This is a genomic window from Pseudomonas sp. RW407 (assembly GCF_003176655.1).
In the GTDB taxonomy this organism is placed as follows: domain Bacteria; phylum Pseudomonadota; class Gammaproteobacteria; order Pseudomonadales; family Pseudomonadaceae; genus Pseudomonas; species Pseudomonas delhiensis.
Genome location: NZ_QGSL01000107.1, coordinates 75819 through 92317, shown reverse-complemented (window position 1 = coordinate 92317; position 16499 = coordinate 75819). Strand labels below are relative to the sequence as shown.

Sequence of the window (16499 nt, the reverse complement as noted above, 5' to 3'; positions counted from 1 at the left end):
GCCGCCGCCAGCGCCAGTGCCGCCGAGGCCCCGCAGATCGCGGTGGCGCCTCCGGAAAGCAGGCCGAACAGGCTGTTGAAGCCCATGGCGCGGGCGGCGGCGATGGACACCAGGATGGTCACGACCACCAGCACGACCACCATCGCCACCGGTTGCCAGCCGAGCGCGGCGATCTGCCCGAGGGTGATGCGGATGCCCAGCAGCGCCACGCCCAGGCGCAGCACCTCGCGGGCGGTGAACTCGATGCCGGCCTTGCAGGTGCCGTCGGCGGAGAGGAAGTTCAGTGCCAGCCCCAGCAGCAGGGCGAAGAGCATCACCGGCGCGCCGTAGTGCTCGGACAGGAAGGTGGCCGCGGCGGCGACCATGGCGCTGACCAGCAGGCCGGGCAGCAGGGTACGGCTGCGCGTACCCAGCGCAGCGATGGCGGTGGCGCTCATGCGGGAAGCTCCTCGGGCTCGGAATCGGAAATCACGACGATGCAGGTGTCGCCGTCCCATTCGATGGCGTGGCGGCGCACGCCGAACCCGGCCACCCCGGCGGCGCAGCCCGTGGCCAGGTCGAAGCGCAGGCCGTGGGCCGGGCATTGCAGCCAGCGGCCCTGCAGCTTGCCGGAGAACAGCGAGGCGCCGGCGTGGGGGCAACTGTCGTCGATGGCGTAGTACTCGCCTTCGACGTTGAACAGCAGCACGCCGCGCCCGTCGAGGAAGAACAGGCGCCGCCCGCCCTCCCCCGGCAGTTGCCCGGCGGGCACGGCCAGGTTGCTCATGCCCCTGCCTCCGCCTGGTGCTTGCGTTCCACGGCGCGCGACAGGGCCGCCAGCAGTTGCTCCGGCGGCTGGGCGCCGAGGGCGAAGGGCCGGCCTTCGAGCAGGAACAGCGGTACGCTTGAATCGGCCAACCCCACCCGGCGGCCGATAAAATAGCGTGCTCCCTCCGTCAGTGCCTGCTCGAAGTCACCGGTCTGGTAGCCGCAGGCGCGCAGGATGCGCCGCAGCGAATCGGTTTGGCCAAGGTCGTCGCCCAGCACGAAGTGCGCGCGGAACAGCTGTTCCAGCAGGCACTCCAGTTGTACCGGCGTACCGACCTGGGCCGCGCGCTGGAACACCCGGTGCGCGTAGGTGGTGTTGGGCATGACGCGGATGCGCTCCAGCTCGATGTCGACCCCGGCCTTGCGCGCCGCGTTGCGCACCTCGGCCTGCCGCGCGCGCACCGCGCGCTTGCCGCCCAGGCGGCGCAGGTAGAACTCGGCGAAGGGCTCGCCCTGCATCGGCACCTGCGGCAGCAGTTGCAGGCCCAGCCAGGAAAGGTTGACGCGAACCTCCGGGCGCTGCTGGGCGAACGCGCGCAGCACCGTATCCAGGTTGCGCTTGCCGATCAGGCACCAGGGGCAGATGAAGTCGAAGGTCATCTCCAGTTGCAGGTTCAGCATGCTGCGCCCTCCCCGCCCCGCAGGCGCTGGATGTCGGCCGGGTAGTGGCGGTAGGCGTAGCAGAACACCAGGGCCGCGGCGACGCTGATCAGCGGTATCAGCTGGAAGGCCCGGTCCAGCCCCAGGTGGTCGGCCAGCACGCCGGTGAGCAGCGGGCCCGGAGCCAGGCCCAGGAGGTTGTTGACCAGGGTCAGGGTGGCGAAGGCGGTGCCGTGCACGGCGGCGTGGGTCAGGTTGGCGACCATGGCCCCGGCCGGCCCGGACGTGCCGGTGGCGACCAGCATGGCCAGGGCGATCAGGCTCAGCTGCACGGCACCCGGCGGCAGGCGGAAGGCGACCGACAGCAGCAGGCAGCTGATCACGCAGAAGGCGATGGCCAGGACGATCTTGCGCTGCGGCGCGGTGCGCCCCAGGCGGTCGCAGAGGATGCCGCAAAGCACCATGCCGGTGCCGCCGACCAGCACCACCAGGCCCGAGACCATGCCGGCGCGGTCGGTGCCCATGTGGTAGTAGCGGTTCAGGTAGCTGGGCAGCCAGACCATCACCGCAGCGCCGACGAACAGCTGCAGGCCACTGCCGATGTAGGCGCTGACCACCGAGCGGCTGGCGAACAGGCTCTTCAGCGAATGCCCGCTGCGCGTGCCCGAGGTGGTGCGCACATGGCCGATGCGCTTGTCGTTGACCAGCAACGGGTAGGCCAGGGCCAGCAGCAGGCCGAACAGCGCCATGCCGGCGAATGCCCAGCGCCAGCCCAGGTGCGCTGCCAGCACGCCGCCCAGGCCCATGCCCAGCACCGAGCCGAACATGCCGCCGGCCATGAAGGCGCCGGTCAGGGTCGCGCGCAGGTGCGCGGGGAACACCGAGATCACCACGGCGATGCCGACGCTGCCGTAGGCCGCCTCGCCCACGCCCACCAGGAAGCGCGCGGCGAACATCTGCGGGAAGTTCTCGGCCAGGGCGCAGCCGAGGGTGGCCAGGCTCCAGAGCATGGCCATCAGCACCAGGCTGCGCACCCGCCCCCAGCGGTCGGCCAGCAGCGACAGCGGGAAGGTCAGCACGCCGACCATCACCGCCACTATGCCGCTGAGCAGGCCCAGCTGCGCATCGCTCAGCGCCCACTCGGTCTTGAGCAGCGGGAACACCGCATTGAGCACCTGGCGCGACATGTAGTCGGAGATCAGCAGGCCGAAGGTCAAGGCGAACACCACCCAGGCGTATCGGCGCGACACGCTGGGTTCGGTGGCGGGAATGTCGCCCAGGGCGACGGAGTGGATGGCCATGGCGCTACCTCTCCAGACGAGATGGTTTCTTGTTGTTGTAATGGACGGCGGCCGGGGCGCGGGCCCCGGCCGGCACTGCTCAGGCGCGTTGCGGCACGCCTTTCTGACCCGGCACGCGGTTCGGCGCCATGCCGTTCATGCGCAGGGTTTCCTCGATGCTCTCGTACTGTACGCCGATGCGGTAGATCGCCCGTGCCTCGCGGCCGTCGGCGACTTCGCGGCCCAGTTCGTGGGCGACGCGCACGCACTGCTGGATCTGCTCCACCGAGGTCATGCGCTGGCCGTGCTGGTCGATGATGGTGTCCTCGATGCCGCAGCGCGGGTGCAGGCCCATGGCCATGGCGATCATGTTGAACGGCAGCACGTTCTTCAGCAGCGACTCGGCGGTGACGCAGGCGCCATCGGGTGCGCGGTGCACGAAGTTCATGAAGTTGAACGGGTTGGGGCCGTCGAAGCCACCGCCGATGCCGATCCAGGTCAGGTTCAGCGGGCCCTTGTAGACGCCCTTGCGCACCAGGCGCTCGAGGGTTTCCAGGGCGTGCATGCCGGTCAGCTGGAAGTGCGGCTGGATATCGTTCGCCTGCAGGCGCTTGAGGTGCTCCTCGACCCAGGCCGGGCCGGCGGGCACGGTCATCTCGCTGTAGGCCGCCTGGTACGCCGGGTTGGCCAGGGAGGTGCCCGCCAGGTATTCCGGGTAGAGCAGCTCCATGATGTTCATCTGGGTGGTGTTGATCGCCACCGTCACCTGGTCCGGCTTGGGCGTCAGCTCGGCGAGCATGTGCCGGGTGTCGTCGGACAGCCACTTGGCCGCCTCGCCCTCGTCCTCCGGGGCGAAGGAGATGGAGCCACCGACCTGGATGATCATCTCCGGCACCGCCTCGCGCACGCCGGCGATCAGCTCGTTGAACTTGGACAGGCGCTTGGAGCCCTTGCCGTCCAGCTCACGCACGTGCAGGTGGAGCACGGTGGCACCGGCCTCGTAGCAGTCCACGGCCTTCTGCACCTGCTCGTCCATGGTCACCGGGATGTCCTCGGGGAAGTCCTCGGGCATCCATTCCGGGCCGTAGGGAGCCACGGTGATGACCACCTTCTCCTGGTTTTCCGGGTGCAGGGAATCGTCGAAAAATTGCATGTCGGTCTCCTCGGATTGTTCTTGTCGGATCGACGTCGGGCGCGCGGCCCGGCTCAGTACGGCTTGTCGCCGATGATCCCGGCGCGCTCCATCTGGCGCACGCAGGGCGGGTAGTCCATCACTGCGTAGTGCTGGGTGCAGCGGTTGTCCCAGATCGCCACGCTGTTCTTCTTCCAGCGCCAGCGCACCTGGTACTCGGGGATGTAGGCCTGGCTCACCAGGTAGCGCAGCAGGTCGCCGGCGCCGGGGTTGGCGTCCTGGCCGAAGCGCACGTTCTGCGCGGTGTGGTAGTTGCTGAAGTGGGTGGTGAAGGCGTTGACGAACAGCACCTTCTCGCCGGTTTCCGGGTGGGTGCGCACCACCGGGTGCTCGGCGTCGGGGTACTGCGCCTTGAGCGCCAGGCGCTTGTCGATCGGCATGGCCGCGCCGAAGCTCGCCTCGATGCTGTGGCGCGCGCGCAGGTCGGCGATCTTCTCCTTGATCTCCGCGGGCAGGTTCGCATAGGCCAGGGCCATGTTCGCCCACAGGGTGTCGCCGCCCACCGGCGGGCACTCCACGCAGCGCAGCACGCAGCCCATGGGCGGGATCTCGCGCCAGGTGGCGTCGGTGTGCCAGGCGTTCTCGTAGCGGTCGTTGGGCTGGTTGGGGTTCTTGTAGATGCGCACCAGGCCCGGGTGCTCCGGGTCGCTGCCGGCCACCGGGTGGTCCTCCAGCTCGCCGAAGCGGCGGGCGAAGGCCACGTGCTCGGCGCGGCTGATGTCCTGGTCGCGCAGGAACAGCACCTTGTGTTCGAGCAGCAGGCGGCGGATCTCGGCGAACAGGTCGGCGTCCCGTGAGGCGTCGCCCAGGTTCACCCCGGAGATTTCGGCGCCGATGCTGCAGGTCAGTCGTTCCACGTGCATGGCCAGGCCCTCAGATGACGAAGATGGATGAACCGGTGGTCTTGCGCGCTTCCAGGTCGCGGTGCGCCTGCACGGCGTCCTCCAGCGCGTAGTGCTGGTTGATCTCGATGCGGATGTCGCCGTTGCCGACGTGGCCGAACAGCTCGTCCAGCAGCGCCTGCTTCTCCAGCGGGTCGGCGATGTAGTCGGCCAGCGCCGGGCGGGTGAGGAACAGCGAGCCCTTCATCGCCAGCAGCACCGGGTCGAAGGCCGGGATCGGCCCGGAGGCGGTGCCGACGCAGACCATCAGGCCGCGGCGCTTGAGCGAATCCAGCGAGGCCATGAAGGTGTCCTTGCCGACGCTGTCGAAGACCACGTCGACGCCGCGGCCGTCGGTCAGCTCGCGCACGCGGCTGGCGACGTCTTCCTCGGCGTAGTTGATGACGTGGGCGCAACCGTGGTCATAGGCGATCTGGGCCTTGGCCGCGCTGGACACGGTGCCGATCACGTTCAGCCCCAGCAGCCTGGCCCACTGCGCGACGATTAGGCCGACGCCGCCGGCCGCCGCGTGCAGCAGCACGCTGTCGCCCGGCTCGAAGTAGTGGATGCGGCGCAGCAGGTAGGCCGAGGTGAGGCCGCGCATGGTCATGGCCGCGGCGGTCTCGAAGGCGATGTTCTCCGGCAGGCGGATCAGCGGCGCGGCCGGCACCAGGCGCTCGGTGGCGTAGGCACCGAGGGTGTTGACGAAGCCGGTGTAGGTGACGCGGTCGCCGGGCGCCACGTTGGCCACGCCCTCGCCCACCGCCACCACCACCCCGGCGGCCTCCACGCCCATGCCCGAGGGCAGCGGCACCGGGTAGGTGCCGTTGCGGAAATAGGTGTCCGCGTAGTTCAGGCCCACCGCCACGTGGCGGATGCGCACCTGCCCGGGGCCGGGGTCGCCGACCTCCACCTCCTCGAAGCGAAGTACCTCGGGGCCCCCTGTCTCGTAAAAGCGTACGGCCTTGGCCATGCCGGATTCTCCAGTCTGCATTGTTCTGCTGGGCACTCGCCCATGGACCGGACTCTAGGCAGGGGGCCTGCTGGCTGCTTCACATGGCACGACAGGCAATTCGCATTTCATGACAGGGGCATGAAGCCAGCTGTCGAGCCGACCGCAGGCCCCTCGCCGCCTCACCGCCGGCTGCTAGCATTTCACTGTACGCAGGCGCTCAAGGGCGCTGCTCATTTCACCGTTGGCGGCCAGGAAGCGGCGCGCGGTCGATACGTCCCTGTGTCAGGAGAACTGGCGATGCAAAGTGGCGGCCCCCTCGACGCGCTCCCCCTCTGGGGGCTGTTCGTCACCATCCTGCTCCTCGTCCTGCTTTCCGTCGAGGCCGGCTACCGTCTGGGCAGGTACTGGCGCAGCCGCTCGGAGGATGAAAAGGAATCGGCCGTCGGCGCGATGGTCGGGGCCACCCTCGGCTTGCTGGCCTTCATTCTCGCCTTCACTTTCGGCCTGGCGGCCGAACGCTTCGATACGCGCCGGCAGGTCGTCCTCGACGAGGCCAACGCCATTGGCACGACCTACCTGCGCGCCGGGCTGCTTCCCGAGCGGCGCGAGGAAATCCGGGCACTGCTGCGCGAGTACGTGGACGTGCGCCTGGAGGCCGTGCGCTCGGGCACCATCGCCGCGGGCATACTCCGCTCGGAGCAGTTGCACACCCAACTGTGGGCACAGACCACGGCCCTCGGCGAAGCACACCCCACGTCGATTGTCCTGGGCCTCTTCGTCCAGTCGCTCAACGAGGTGATCGACCTGCACGCGAAACGGGTGACCGCCGATGTGAGGAACCGCATTCCCGGCGCCATCTGGGTGGCGCTGCTCGCGGTGGCCGTCCTGTCGCTCGCCGCCATGGGCTACCACGCCGGCCTCTCGCGCACGAGCCGCTCGCTCGCCGAGGTGGCGGTGGCGCTGACCTTCTCCATCGTCATCGGACTGATCGCAGACCTCGACCGCCCCCACGAAGGCGCCCTGCAGGTGAGCCAGCAGGCATTGATGGACCTGCGGCAGTCCATGTAGGTGAGTACCCGTAACCGTAGCTGGGCAACGCGGCGCATGGCGGCCTGGTTTCAGCCGCCATGCCCGGTGCTGCGGGGCCCCGTCACTTGCCGCTGGTCACCCGCGTCCACAGCCGCGTGCTCAGGCGCATGCCGGCCGGCGACAGGGTCTGGATCGGGAACAGGCTGTCGAGGACTTCCTTCGGCGGGTAGACCGCCGGGCTGTCGCGCAGCGCCGGGTCGACGTACTGCAGCGCGGCGGCGTTGCCGTTGGGGTATTTCACCGCGTTGCTGATGTTGGCGATTACCTTGGGCTCGAGCAGGTAGTTCATGTAGGCGTAGGCGTTGGCCAGGTGCGGCGCGTCCCTGGGGATCACCACGGTGTCGATCGCCACGGTGGAGCCCTCGCGCGGGATGCTGTAGCCCAGGTTCATGCCGTTCCCCGCCTGGTGCGCGCTGCTCATGGCCTGCAGCACGTCGCCGCTGAAGCCGATGGCCACGCAGATGTTGCCGTTGGCCAGGTCGCTGACGTACTTGGACTGGTGGAAGTAGCGGATGTAGGGGCGGATGGCCAGCAGCGCCGCCTCGGCCTTCTTCAGGTCCTCGGGGTTCTGGCTGTGCGGGTCCAGGCCCAGGACCTTGAGGGTGATGGAGACGATCTGCGTCGGGTTGTCGAGGAAGGCCACGCCGCACTGGCTGAGCTTCTTGATGTTCTGCGGGTCGAACAGCAACTGCCAGGACTGGGTCACGTCGGTATTGCCGAAGATTGCCTTGACCTTGTCGGCGTTGTAGCCGATGCCCACCGTCACCCACATGTAGGGGATCGCGTACTGGTTGCCCGGGTCGCTGGCCGCGAGGATCTGCATCACCTTGGGATCGAGGTTGTTCCAGTTGGGCAGCTTGCTCTTGTCCAGCGCCTGGATGGCGCCGGCCTTGATCAGGCGCGGCAGGAAGTGGCTGGACGGGCTGACCAGGTCGTAGCCGCTGCCGCCGGTCATCAGCTTGGCTTCGGTGGTCTCGTTGCTGTCGATGACGTCGTAGGTGGGCTTGATGCCGGTACGCTGGGTGAACGTGGCCAGGGTGTCGTCGGCGATGTAGCCGCTCCAGTTGGCGATGTTGACGGTTTCCTCCGCCTGGGCGGTGCCGGCGAGCAACGCCATCGAGAACATGGCGGCACAGGTGCGCTTGATCATCTGCTTCCTCTCTTGTTTTGGCTGTGGCCTGTGAATCGCGGGGTCAGCGTTCGTTTCTCGCCCGGTGGACTTCCCAGGCCATGCGCACGCTGGCGCCGATGTCGAAGAAGGGCCTGGGCGGCAGGTAGCCGGGCCGGGCCTGGCTGAGCACGTCGCCGAGCAGGGGTGAGTCGATGCCGCTGGCCATCTCCACCAGCAGGCGGCCCCACAGGGTGCCGCGGGCGACACCGGAGCCGTTGCAGCCGGCGACCGCGTGCAGCCCCTCGTCGACCCGGGCGAAATAGGGTTCGCCGGAGCGGGTGCCGCTCAGGTGGCCGGTCCAGGTGTATTCGAGGTCCTGCGCCTGGATACCCGGGAAGCGCTTCTGCAGCCCCCGCAGGTGCTCGCCTTGGCGCACGGCCAGTTCGCCGGCGTCGAGGTCGCGCTGGCGGTACTCGACGGTGTTGCGAATCATCAGGCGGCGCCCCGGCAGCAGGCGCAGGGTGCAGCCGCCCGGCAGGGTCGAGAGCACGCCCCAGCCCTGCTCGTCGAACAGCGACTGCCAGTGTTCTTCGGTCAGCGGGCGGGTGATGCTGGCGCTCAGTTCCAGCGCGAAGGTGCCGCTGCGCCACAGCCCCACCCGCGGCAGGAAGGCGCCGACGCAGACCAGGACCTGCGCGGCCTCCACCTCGCCGACCGAGGTGCGCGCCTTCCAGCCCCGGCCCGGCAGGCGCCGCAGGTCGGTCACGGCGCTGTTTTCATGCACCGCCACCTGTTCCGGCAGGCTGTCGGCCAGGCCTTTGACGTAGCGCGCCGGCTGCAGCAGCCCGTTGCCCCCGGCGCAATGGATGGCCCGGGCATAGAACGCCGTGCCCAGGCGCTTCTGCAGGGCATCGCCCTCGAAATAGCGCGCCTGGGCGCCGACCGCCTGCAGGGTTTCCACGGCCCGTTCGGCCTGCTGCAGGTGCGCCGGCTCATGCACCGCGAAGTGGTAGCCGTCGTCGCTGAGTTCACAGGCTATGCCCAGCTCGGCGATGCGTCGGCGCACCTCCTTGCCGGCCTCGGCGCCGATGCGCGAAGCCACCTGGTAGGCGGCGAACCCCGGGGCGCCGATCAATTCGCCGGCGCCGGGCAGCTCGTGGCTGACCACGAAGCCGGAGTTGCGCGCGGAGGCGCCCTGGGCAACCCGCTGGCGGTCGAGCAGGACGATGCGCTGCGACGGGAAGCGGCTCGCCAGGGCATGCGCCGCCGAGAGGCCGGTGATGCCGCCGCCGATGATCAGCCAGTCGGCCTTGTGGGCGCCTTCCAGGCGCGGCCGCACGGGAGATTCGCCGGCCAGCGCGATCCAGCCGCAGTGGTTGTTCATTGCCTTTCACTCCTTCACAATCGATGCGCAGGCGTTATTGGCAATAACCCCATGAATGCGCCGCATGGCCTTAATTTACGGGCAGACATGGCCAGGTTCTAACGTTAAAAATTCATCCATCCATTCGGAATTCGCATGGATAACATGCTTCGCGTTCCCTCGCTGCAGGCGCTGCAGGCCCTGGTTCGGGTCGCCGATACCAGCAACTTCACCGAAGCCGCCCGGCAGCTGCACCTGACCCAGAGCGCCATCAGCCGGCAGGTGCAGCAGCTCGAGGAGCACTACCAGACGGCGCTGTTCGAACGCACCAGCCGCAAGGTGGCGCTGACCGCCCACGGGCGGGAGGTGTACGAGGTCGCCCGGGAGATGCTCAAGGCATTGCGCGCACTGGAGCAGCGCCTAGCGCCGCCGCCCCAGGACCGGCCGTTCCGCATCCGCATCTTCGTGTCGCTGGCGGTGCGCTGGCTGCTGCCCAGGCTGAGCTCGTTCTATGCCGTCAACCCCGGCCTGTGCCTGTCCATCGAGACCGTCAGCGGCGAGACGGTGGACACCGGCGGCGACTGCGACGCCTACGTGCTCTACCTGCCCGGCGGCCTGGACGAGCGCCCGCTGACGCCGCTGTTCGACGAATACCTGATCCCCGTCTGCGCCCCGCAGCTCAGCGGCGGCCTGGCGCCGCCACGCTCGCTCGACGAACTGGCCGGCCACGCCCTGATCCACGGCTCCACCGGCCGCCACGAATGGACGCTCTGGCTGCAGGCCCAGCAGGACCTGGCCGAGCGCAGCTACAAGCACATCCTCTTCAACCTCGACGACCTGGCGCTGGACGCCGCGGCCCGGGGCCTGGGCGTGGCCATGACCGACAAGGTCCTGGCCCACGACGCCCTGGCGCGCGGCGACCTGGTCGTCCCCTTCGGCGAGGCCCTGCGAACCGGTGGCGTGTACGCGCTCTGGCTACGCGACAGCGGCGTGAAACACCCCGCGTGCCAGGCCGTGCTGAACTGGTTCGAGGAGCAGCTCGAACAGACGACGGGGCAGGCGCAGGGGGATCGGGCCGGCTGACCCGGCGTGCCCATGTCGTTCCGGGGCCAAGTGGACGGCCCCAGCTGCGAAAAAACCTGGTGGGTGCGCCTGCCACCCACCCTCACTGGCGCTTGCCGCCATTTATTGAGATGATAATTATTCGCATATACGCCTACCCCCTCCCCTCGCGACCGTCAGACACCCGGCACCGTGACAGACCCAGGCCAACACAAGCTGCAGCTGTTCCTTACCCACCGCACCGCGCTGGTCACCTACGCCACGCCCATCGTCGGTTGCCGGGCGCACGCCGAGGACGTCGTCCAGGAGGCCTGGCTGCGCTTCGCCAGCGCGGAGATGAACGTCGCCCAACTGCACCAGCCCAGCGCCTACCTGTACCGCATCGTGCGCAACCTGGCGCTGGACTTCGTGCGCCGGCCACTGCATGGGGAACAGCAGGCGGCAGACGATGACTTCTTCGATTTCCTCAGCGACCAGCGCCCCTCGCCGGAACAGATCGCGCTGCAGCGCGAGGAATTGCAGCGCGTGCACCGCGCGCTCGGCGAGTTGCCCGAGCGTACGCGACGGGTCTTCGAGCTGTACCGCCTGGAAGGCCTGACCCTGCAGGCCATCGCCGACCAGCTGGGGCTTTCCGTGGGGATGGTCCACAACCTGGTGCGCCAGGCCCTCGGCCACTGTGCACGGAGCCTGACCGACGATGGACAATGAAACCTGGCGCCGCGGGCGCAAGCGCCCGACAATGACGCCCTCCTACCCCATGGATGAGCAGGACTGCGTGAGCGAGACCGACGAGCGACACCCGCCCCGGGACGATGATCCAGCCTGGCAGCAGGCCATGGACTGGCTGATGCGCCTGCGTGAAGCGCCGGACTCGATGGAACTGCGCCGCGCCTGCCGCGCCTGGGCCGAGGCCGACCCGCGCCACGCCCGGGCGCTGCGCCAGCTCGGGCGGGCCTGGCAGCTCAGCGGCATGCCCGCCGAAAGCGCAGCGGCGCAAACACTGGCACCCCAGGCCGCGCCTGTGGCGCCAAGGGCCCAGCGCCAACGGCGCAAGCGCTGGCCGCAGGCATTGGCGGCCTCGCTGCTGCTGGGCATGCTCGCCTGGACCCTCCAGCCGGAGGACCCCGACCGCTTCAGCGCCAGCACCAACCGCGAACTGCGCCTGCCCGATGGCAGCCAGGTATCGCTGGCCGCCGGCAGCCGCCTGGAGCTGGCGTTCAGCGGCAACCAGCGGCAGGTCCGCCTGGTGCAGGGCGAGGCCTTCTTCGACGTCGCCCGCGACAGCGCGCGCCCCTTCAGCGTCGAGGCCGGTGGCGGCACGGTGGTGGTGACCGGCACGGCCTTCGACGTCCGTGCCGAGGGGCAGGCCTGGGAGGTAGCGGTGGCGCGCGGTTCGGTGCGCGTCCAGCCGCCCCGTGGCCTGCCGCCGCGCCAGCTGGGCCCCGGTGACCGGCTGCGGGTCGAGGTGCCCGACGGGCAGGTGCGCCAGGAGAAGGTGCCCGCCGGACAGATCGGCGCCTGGCGCCAGGGCCAGCTGCTGGCCAACGACACGCCGCTGCTCGACCTGCTGGAGCAACTGCGGCGCAACTACCCGGGCGTGCTGCTGGTGGATGAACAGGCCTTCGCCGGCAAGCGCGTCACCGGCATCTACGACCTGCGCGATCCACGCCGCGCACTGCAGGCCATGGTCCGGCCCTTCGGCGGCGAAGTGGGCGGCTGGGGCCCGCTGTGGCTGTCGGTACATCCAGGAAAGTAAGAAATTTCATTCGGCGATTGAAAAATCGCCCCCTCACTTACGTCATTGAGCGCTGAACACGACTGATAGTCGTTATCAACTGCACATGGCGCCTTCGCGCGCCTTTCGGAGACAGCGCTCCATGAATCTGAACGGGAAGTCCGTGGCCCACGGCCGCGGCCGTTTCTACCTGCCCCTGCGCCGACTCGGCGGCATCGGCCTGCTGTGCCTCGTCCCCCTCGCGTCCCTGCCCGCCCTGGCCGATGCCCCGGCCCAGGACGACGACGCGCCACTGGAGCGCAAGCAGCGCTTCGAGATTCCCGCGCAACGGCTGGCCACCGCCCTGCTCGTCTTCGGCCAGCAGAGCGGCCTGCAGGTCAGCGCCGACAGCGAACTGCTGGAAGGCCTGCGTAGCCAGCCGGTGTCCGGCCAGATGAGCGCCTGGGACGCCCTCAACCAGCTGCTGCAGGGCAGCGGCCTGCACTGGCGCTACGGCGAGCCGAACCTGGTGTCGCTGTTCCGCGTCGACCTCAGCCATGCCATCCCCACCGCCGACGTCTGGGTGCGCGCCACGCGCGAACAGGACTTCCAGGGTGCGATGAGCTTCGACCGCGAGCTGATCGAGCGCATGCCGGCCGGCAACGGCGACATCACCAGCCTGCTGAAGATGGACCCCAACGTGCAGTTCGACGACGCCCAGCTGAGCAGCAAGACGCCCGGCGAGATCGACCCGGCCAACGTCAGCATCAACGGCGCCAAGTATTGGCAGAACCTGTTCCTGGTCGACGGCGTGAGCATGAACAACGACATCAACCCGGCCGCCGACGCCGGCAGCGCCAGCAACATGACCGACGTGCCCGGGCGCAGCCAGGGCCTGGCCCTGGACACCGACCTGCTCGACTCGGTGACGGTGCTCGACAGCAACGTGCCGGCCGCCTACGGCGGCTTCAACGGCGGGGTGATCGAGGCCAACACCCGGCAGCCCACCCGGGAGCTGCATGGCAAGGTCTCGGCCCAGGTGAGCCGCTCGGAGTGGACGCGCTACCACATCGACGAACGCGACCAGCAGAGCTTCGAGGACTCCACCAGCTACCTCAACCAGCCGGAATTCGACAAGCTGGTGCTGCGCAGCACCCTCGAAGGCCACGTCACCGACGACTTCGGCCTGCTGCTGAACTACTCCTCCAAGCGCTCGACCATTCCGCTCAAGGGCTACAACGCCAACTACAGCGACCCGGCCGAGGGCGTCGACAAGGACCAGACCCGGCGCATCGACAACTACTACCTCAAGGGCGTCTGGCAGGCCCGCGACGACCTCGCCTTCGAGGGCGCGCTGACCTACGCGCCGCAGGACAACCGCTACTTCATCGTCAACGGCCGCGACTCCATGCTCGACATCGAGTCCGGCGGCTACCAGGCCAGCCTGCGGGCAATCTGGGACGCCTCGCTGGCCAACGTCACCCAGACCTTCGGCTGGTCGCGCCTGGACAACTCCCGCGACAGCCAGACCAACTACTACAAGGGCTGGCGCTGGTCGCCGGAGAAGAACTGGAGCGCGCCCAACGCCACCAGCTCCACGATGCTCAGCTCCGAGGGCAACTACGGCGACATCGAGCAGCGCCAGACCAGCCTGACCTACAAGCTCAACGCCGACTGGCATCCCTGGCACCTGCTGGGCAGCGAGCACGAAGTGCAGACCGGCCTGGAGCTGGCCCGGCAGAACGCCTACTACGAGCGCCTGGAGGAATTCCAGTACGGCTCGCTGCTCAAGGGCAGCGACGCCTGCGTGGAAACCGACTGGTGCTCTTTGAGCCCGGCACCCTACTTCCCCAAGAACCAGGGCCAGGCGTTCACCCAGCTGAACGTCTACGAAGCCGGCAAGATCGAGCTCGACACCACCTCCTGGGCGCTCTACGCCCAGGACCGCATCGCCATCGGCCGCCTCACCCTGCGCCCCGGCCTGCGCCTGGACGGCGACGACTACATGGACAAGAAGACCCTGGCGCCGCGCTTCGCCGCCGAGTACGACCTGTTCGGCGACGGCCACACCCGCTTCAGCGCAGGCGCCAACCGCTACTACGGGCGCAACATGTTCGCCTACCGCCTGTACGACGGCCGCAGCGCCCTGCAGTACAAGATGACCCGCGCCAGCGGTGGCGCCGACTGGGGCGCCCCGGTGCGGACCCTGAACGACACCCGCTTCAACCAGCTGGACATCCCCTACGACGACGAGTGGACCCTGGGCGTCAGCCAGTTGGCCTGGAACACCGAGTTCGCCCTGAAGTACGTGCACCGCGACGGCCGCGACCAGATCATCCGCACCCAGGGCCGCTACCTCGGCCAGCCGGCCAGCGGCGACCTGAGCACCAGCTACTACACCTACACCAACGACGGCAGCAGCGAGAGCGACATCCTCACCTTCACCGTCACCCCGCAGCGCCGTTTCGAGCTGGCCGGCACCAGCAGCATGCTGCAGCTGGCCCTGGACTGGACCGACGTGACCAGTTCCAACGTCGACTACTCCACGGCGGTCAGCGAGGCCGACCTGGCCGACCCGATCATCCAGTACGACGGCAAGTTCATGCGCTACTCCGAACGCCCGGCGGACAACTTCAACCGCCCCTGGACCGCGCGCCTGACCACCATCACCGAGATCCCCCGGGCCAACCTCACCTGGAGCAACTTCCTGCGCTACCGCGCCGGCTACCGGCAGATCATCGACACCGGCGACAGCGTGGACTACCAGGGCACCCCGGTGGACGTCTGGGAAGAAAAGCGCCAGAGCGCAGTGGTCACCTGGGACCTGCGCCTGGCCTGGGAGCAGCCGACGGCGAAGGACCAGGCGGTGTTCGTCAACCTCGACGTGTTCAACGTGCTCGACAAGGTCGCGGTGAGCACGGTGAGCAGCACCTCCGGCATCCCCACCTACGAGGTCGGCCGCCAGTTCTGGGTGGAGGTGGGCTATCGCTTCTAGGACGCTGCTGGCCGCCGGGCTGCTGCTCGCCGGCCTGGCCCACGGCGAGGACTGCGCCACGCGCCTGGAGGCGAAGCCGGTGGACTACGCCTGCCTGCGCCAGGTCTACAGCCGGCCCGCTGCGCAGTGGCCGGCGCCCCATGTCGACCCCGGCGTGGCCTGGCGCGAGCTGGCGCCGCTGTCCGCGCCGCCGGCCCAGGACAAGCGCCAGGTCGACCTGGGCAAGCGGCTGTTCTTCGACCCGCTGCTGTCGCGCTCCGGGCAGATCGCCTGCGCCTCCTGCCACGAGCCGGACCTGGCCTTCGCCGACGGCCGCCGCGTGTCCTTCGGCCACGACCGCCAGGCCGGCACACGCAACGCCCCCAGCGCGGCCATGGCCGGCCACTTCGCCAACCTGTTCTGGGACGGCCGCGCCGGCAGCCTGGAGCAGCAGGCGCTGATGCCCATCGTCGACGCCGCGGAGATGGCCTTCGCCATCGACCCGCTCCTCGAGCGCCTGCGCGCGCACCCAGACTATCCGCGGGCCTTCGCCGACACCTTCGGCAACGTGCCGATCGACGCCGCTCAAGTGGGCAAGGCGCTGGCGGCTTACCAGCGCAGCCTGACGCCCCGGCGCGGCGCCCTCGACCGCTTCCTGCTGGGCGACGGCAAGGCGCTGAGCGACACCCAGCTGCATGGCCTGCACCTGTTCCGAGGCAAGGCGCGCTGCCTGAACTGCCACCAGGGCGAGGCCCTGAGCGACGACAGCTTCCACAACCTCGGCCTGACCTACTACGGCCGCCGCTACGAGGACCTCGGCCGCTACCGGGTGACCGGCCGCGCCGAGGACGTCGGCGCATTCCGCACGCCCTCGCTGCGCCAGGTCGCGCGTACCGGGCCCTGGATGCACAACGGCCTGTTCGGCGACCTGCGCGGCATCCTCAACATGTACAACGCCGGGATGTTCCACCCGCTGCCGACGGCCCGGCAGAAGGATGACCCGCTGTTCCCGAAGACCTCGCCACTGCTCAGGCCCTTGCAACTGGATGCGCAGGAGCTGCAGGCATTGCTGGATTTTCTCCAGGCGTTGTAGGTGTCATCGGTGAGAGTGGTCTTGCCGAGAATCATGACGCCAAACAGTTCTTCATCTTCGAGGGGCACCATCAGAAGGTAGCGAAGACGTAGGAGTGCATTGTCGAAAACGACGATGGGCAATTCCTCCCGGATGATTCCGTGATCCAGGATACCGCTCAGGTCCACGCTCGACGGCGACATGCTGTCGGTGGTGTCCATCTCGCTGAACTCGTAACCGGACTCGATCGAGTAGACCGTTCCGTTGCTCATCATGAAGTCAGTCGGGTACACAGCCAATCACACCACGATGCCAGGCCACGATACGGGCGCAGCAAACCCTCGTCCGTGGTTTCATAGGACTCTAGAAATGACGAAGCCCGCTCAGGGCGTAATGCTG

Annotated in this window: 15 protein-coding genes; 6 read left to right on the top strand and 9 right to left on the bottom strand. The window is 68.7% G+C overall.

Translation table 11 applies throughout. The annotated features are described in order from the left end of the window. From DK254_RS24355 to DK254_RS24325, 7 genes are all read right to left on the bottom strand, one after another. On the bottom strand, positions 1-437 hold a 437-nt coding region (locus DK254_RS24355; protein WP_177412126.1), incomplete at its 3' end, for a putative sulfate exporter family transporter. Further along, the gene (locus DK254_RS24350) at positions 434-766 is read right to left on the bottom strand and encodes a Rieske 2Fe-2S domain-containing protein (protein ID WP_109935913.1); all 333 of its coding nucleotides are present in this window, start codon (positions 764-766) and stop codon (positions 434-436) included. The genes DK254_RS24355 and DK254_RS24350, both read right to left, overlap by 4 nt. Beyond that, on the bottom strand, positions 763-1428 hold the full coding sequence (locus tag DK254_RS24345) for a DsbA family protein (protein WP_109935912.1): 666 nt from the start codon (positions 1426-1428) through the stop codon (positions 763-765). The genes DK254_RS24350 and DK254_RS24345 overlap by 4 nt, the downstream gene beginning before the upstream one ends. Next, complete coding sequence (locus DK254_RS24340) at positions 1422-2708, bottom strand: MFS transporter (protein ID WP_109935911.1); 1287 nt, start codon at positions 2706-2708, stop codon at positions 1422-1424. The genes DK254_RS24345 and DK254_RS24340 overlap by 7 nt, the downstream gene beginning before the upstream one ends. A 79-nt stretch (positions 2709-2787) precedes the next feature. Then, positions 2788-3840 (bottom strand): 3-keto-5-aminohexanoate cleavage protein, encoded by a 1053-nt coding sequence (locus DK254_RS24335; RefSeq protein ID WP_109935910.1) that lies wholly within the window; start codon positions 3838-3840, stop codon positions 2788-2790. 53 nt (positions 3841-3893) lie between these two features. Continuing rightward, a complete protein-coding gene (locus DK254_RS24330) occupies positions 3894-4742 on the bottom strand; it encodes a TauD/TfdA family dioxygenase (RefSeq protein WP_109935909.1) in 849 nt (282 codons plus the stop codon). Positions 4743-4752: 10 nt separating this feature from the next. Beyond that, the gene (locus DK254_RS24325) at positions 4753-5733 is read right to left on the bottom strand and encodes a quinone oxidoreductase (protein WP_109935908.1); all 981 of its coding nucleotides are present in this window, start codon (positions 5731-5733) and stop codon (positions 4753-4755) included. A 279-nt stretch (positions 5734-6012) separates the two neighbouring features. On the opposite strand from DK254_RS24325, the gene DK254_RS24320 reads away from it, so the two are divergent. Then, positions 6013-6783, top strand: a complete 771-nt coding sequence (locus DK254_RS24320) for a hypothetical protein (RefSeq protein WP_158546437.1) — start codon at positions 6013-6015, stop codon at positions 6781-6783. Positions 6784-6865: 82 nt separating this feature from the next. Here the strand turns inward: DK254_RS24320 and DK254_RS24315 are convergent, their stop codons facing one another. Further along, positions 6866-7954 carry a polyamine ABC transporter substrate-binding protein gene (locus DK254_RS24315; RefSeq protein WP_109935906.1) on the bottom strand — a complete coding sequence of 363 codons (1089 nt, stop codon included), beginning with the start codon at positions 7952-7954 and terminating at the stop codon, positions 6866-6868. 43 nt (positions 7955-7997) lie between these two features. Beyond that, complete coding sequence (locus DK254_RS24310; RefSeq protein ID WP_109935905.1) at positions 7998-9299, bottom strand: FAD-binding oxidoreductase; 1302 nt, start codon at positions 9297-9299, stop codon at positions 7998-8000. 135 nt (positions 9300-9434) lie between these two features. Here DK254_RS24310 and DK254_RS24305 point away from each other — a divergent pair, with 135 nt between their 5' ends. The 5 genes from DK254_RS24305 to DK254_RS24285 all read left to right on the top strand — a co-directional run bounded on the left by DK254_RS24305 (position 9435) and on the right by DK254_RS24285 (position 16121). Further along, positions 9435-10361: a LysR substrate-binding domain-containing protein gene (locus DK254_RS24305; protein WP_109935904.1), complete on the top strand. Its 927-nt coding sequence runs from the start codon at positions 9435-9437 to the stop codon at positions 10359-10361. Positions 10362-10532: 171 nt separating this feature from the next. Continuing rightward, positions 10533-11048 carry a sigma-70 family RNA polymerase sigma factor gene (locus DK254_RS24300; RefSeq protein WP_109935903.1) on the top strand — a complete coding sequence of 172 codons (516 nt, stop codon included), beginning with the start codon at positions 10533-10535 and terminating at the stop codon, positions 11046-11048. Next, on the top strand, positions 11038-12096 hold the full coding sequence (locus tag DK254_RS24295) for a FecR domain-containing protein (protein WP_109935902.1): 1059 nt from the start codon (positions 11038-11040) through the stop codon (positions 12094-12096). Before DK254_RS24300 ends, DK254_RS24295 begins: the two co-directional genes overlap by 11 nt. Before the next feature lie 121 nt (positions 12097-12217). Then, positions 12218-15049, top strand: coding sequence for a TonB-dependent receptor plug domain-containing protein (locus DK254_RS24290; RefSeq protein ID WP_177412109.1), 2832 nt, complete (start codon positions 12218-12220; stop codon positions 15047-15049). A 79-nt stretch (positions 15050-15128) separates the two neighbouring features. After that, complete coding sequence (locus DK254_RS24285; RefSeq protein ID WP_109935901.1) at positions 15129-16121, top strand: cytochrome-c peroxidase; 993 nt, start codon at positions 15129-15131, stop codon at positions 16119-16121. Positions 16122-16499 lie beyond the last annotated feature (378 nt).

What these genes read in the sequence shown, in the direction of transcription:
- DK254_RS24310 (WP_109935905.1), bottom strand. Translation starts at nt 9,299, where the DNA reads ATGAACAACCACTGCGGCTGGATCGCGCTGGCCGGCGAATCTCCCGTG.
- DK254_RS24345 (WP_109935912.1), bottom strand. Translation starts at nt 1,428, where the DNA reads ATGCTGAACCTGCAACTGGAGATGACCTTCGACTTCATCTGCCCCTGG.
- DK254_RS24340 (WP_109935911.1), bottom strand. Translation starts at nt 2,708, where the DNA reads ATGGCCATCCACTCCGTCGCCCTGGGCGACATTCCCGCCACCGAACCC.
- DK254_RS24330 (WP_109935909.1), bottom strand. Translation starts at nt 4,742, where the DNA reads ATGCACGTGGAACGACTGACCTGCAGCATCGGCGCCGAAATCTCCGGG.
- DK254_RS24290 (WP_177412109.1), top strand. Translation starts at nt 12,218, where the DNA reads ATGAATCTGAACGGGAAGTCCGTGGCCCACGGCCGCGGCCGTTTCTAC.
- DK254_RS24315 (WP_109935906.1), bottom strand. Translation starts at nt 7,954, where the DNA reads ATGATCAAGCGCACCTGTGCCGCCATGTTCTCGATGGCGTTGCTCGCC.
- DK254_RS24325 (WP_109935908.1), bottom strand. Translation starts at nt 5,733, where the DNA reads ATGGCCAAGGCCGTACGCTTTTACGAGACAGGGGGCCCCGAGGTACTT.
- DK254_RS24335 (WP_109935910.1), bottom strand. Translation starts at nt 3,840, where the DNA reads ATGCAATTTTTCGACGATTCCCTGCACCCGGAAAACCAGGAGAAGGTG.
- DK254_RS24350 (WP_109935913.1), bottom strand. Translation starts at nt 766, where the DNA reads ATGAGCAACCTGGCCGTGCCCGCCGGGCAACTGCCGGGGGAGGGCGGG.
- DK254_RS24320 (WP_158546437.1), top strand. Translation starts at nt 6,013, where the DNA reads ATGCAAAGTGGCGGCCCCCTCGACGCGCTCCCCCTCTGGGGGCTGTTC.
- DK254_RS24295 (WP_109935902.1), top strand. Translation starts at nt 11,038, where the DNA reads ATGGACAATGAAACCTGGCGCCGCGGGCGCAAGCGCCCGACAATGACG.
- DK254_RS24305 (WP_109935904.1), top strand. Translation starts at nt 9,435, where the DNA reads ATGGATAACATGCTTCGCGTTCCCTCGCTGCAGGCGCTGCAGGCCCTG.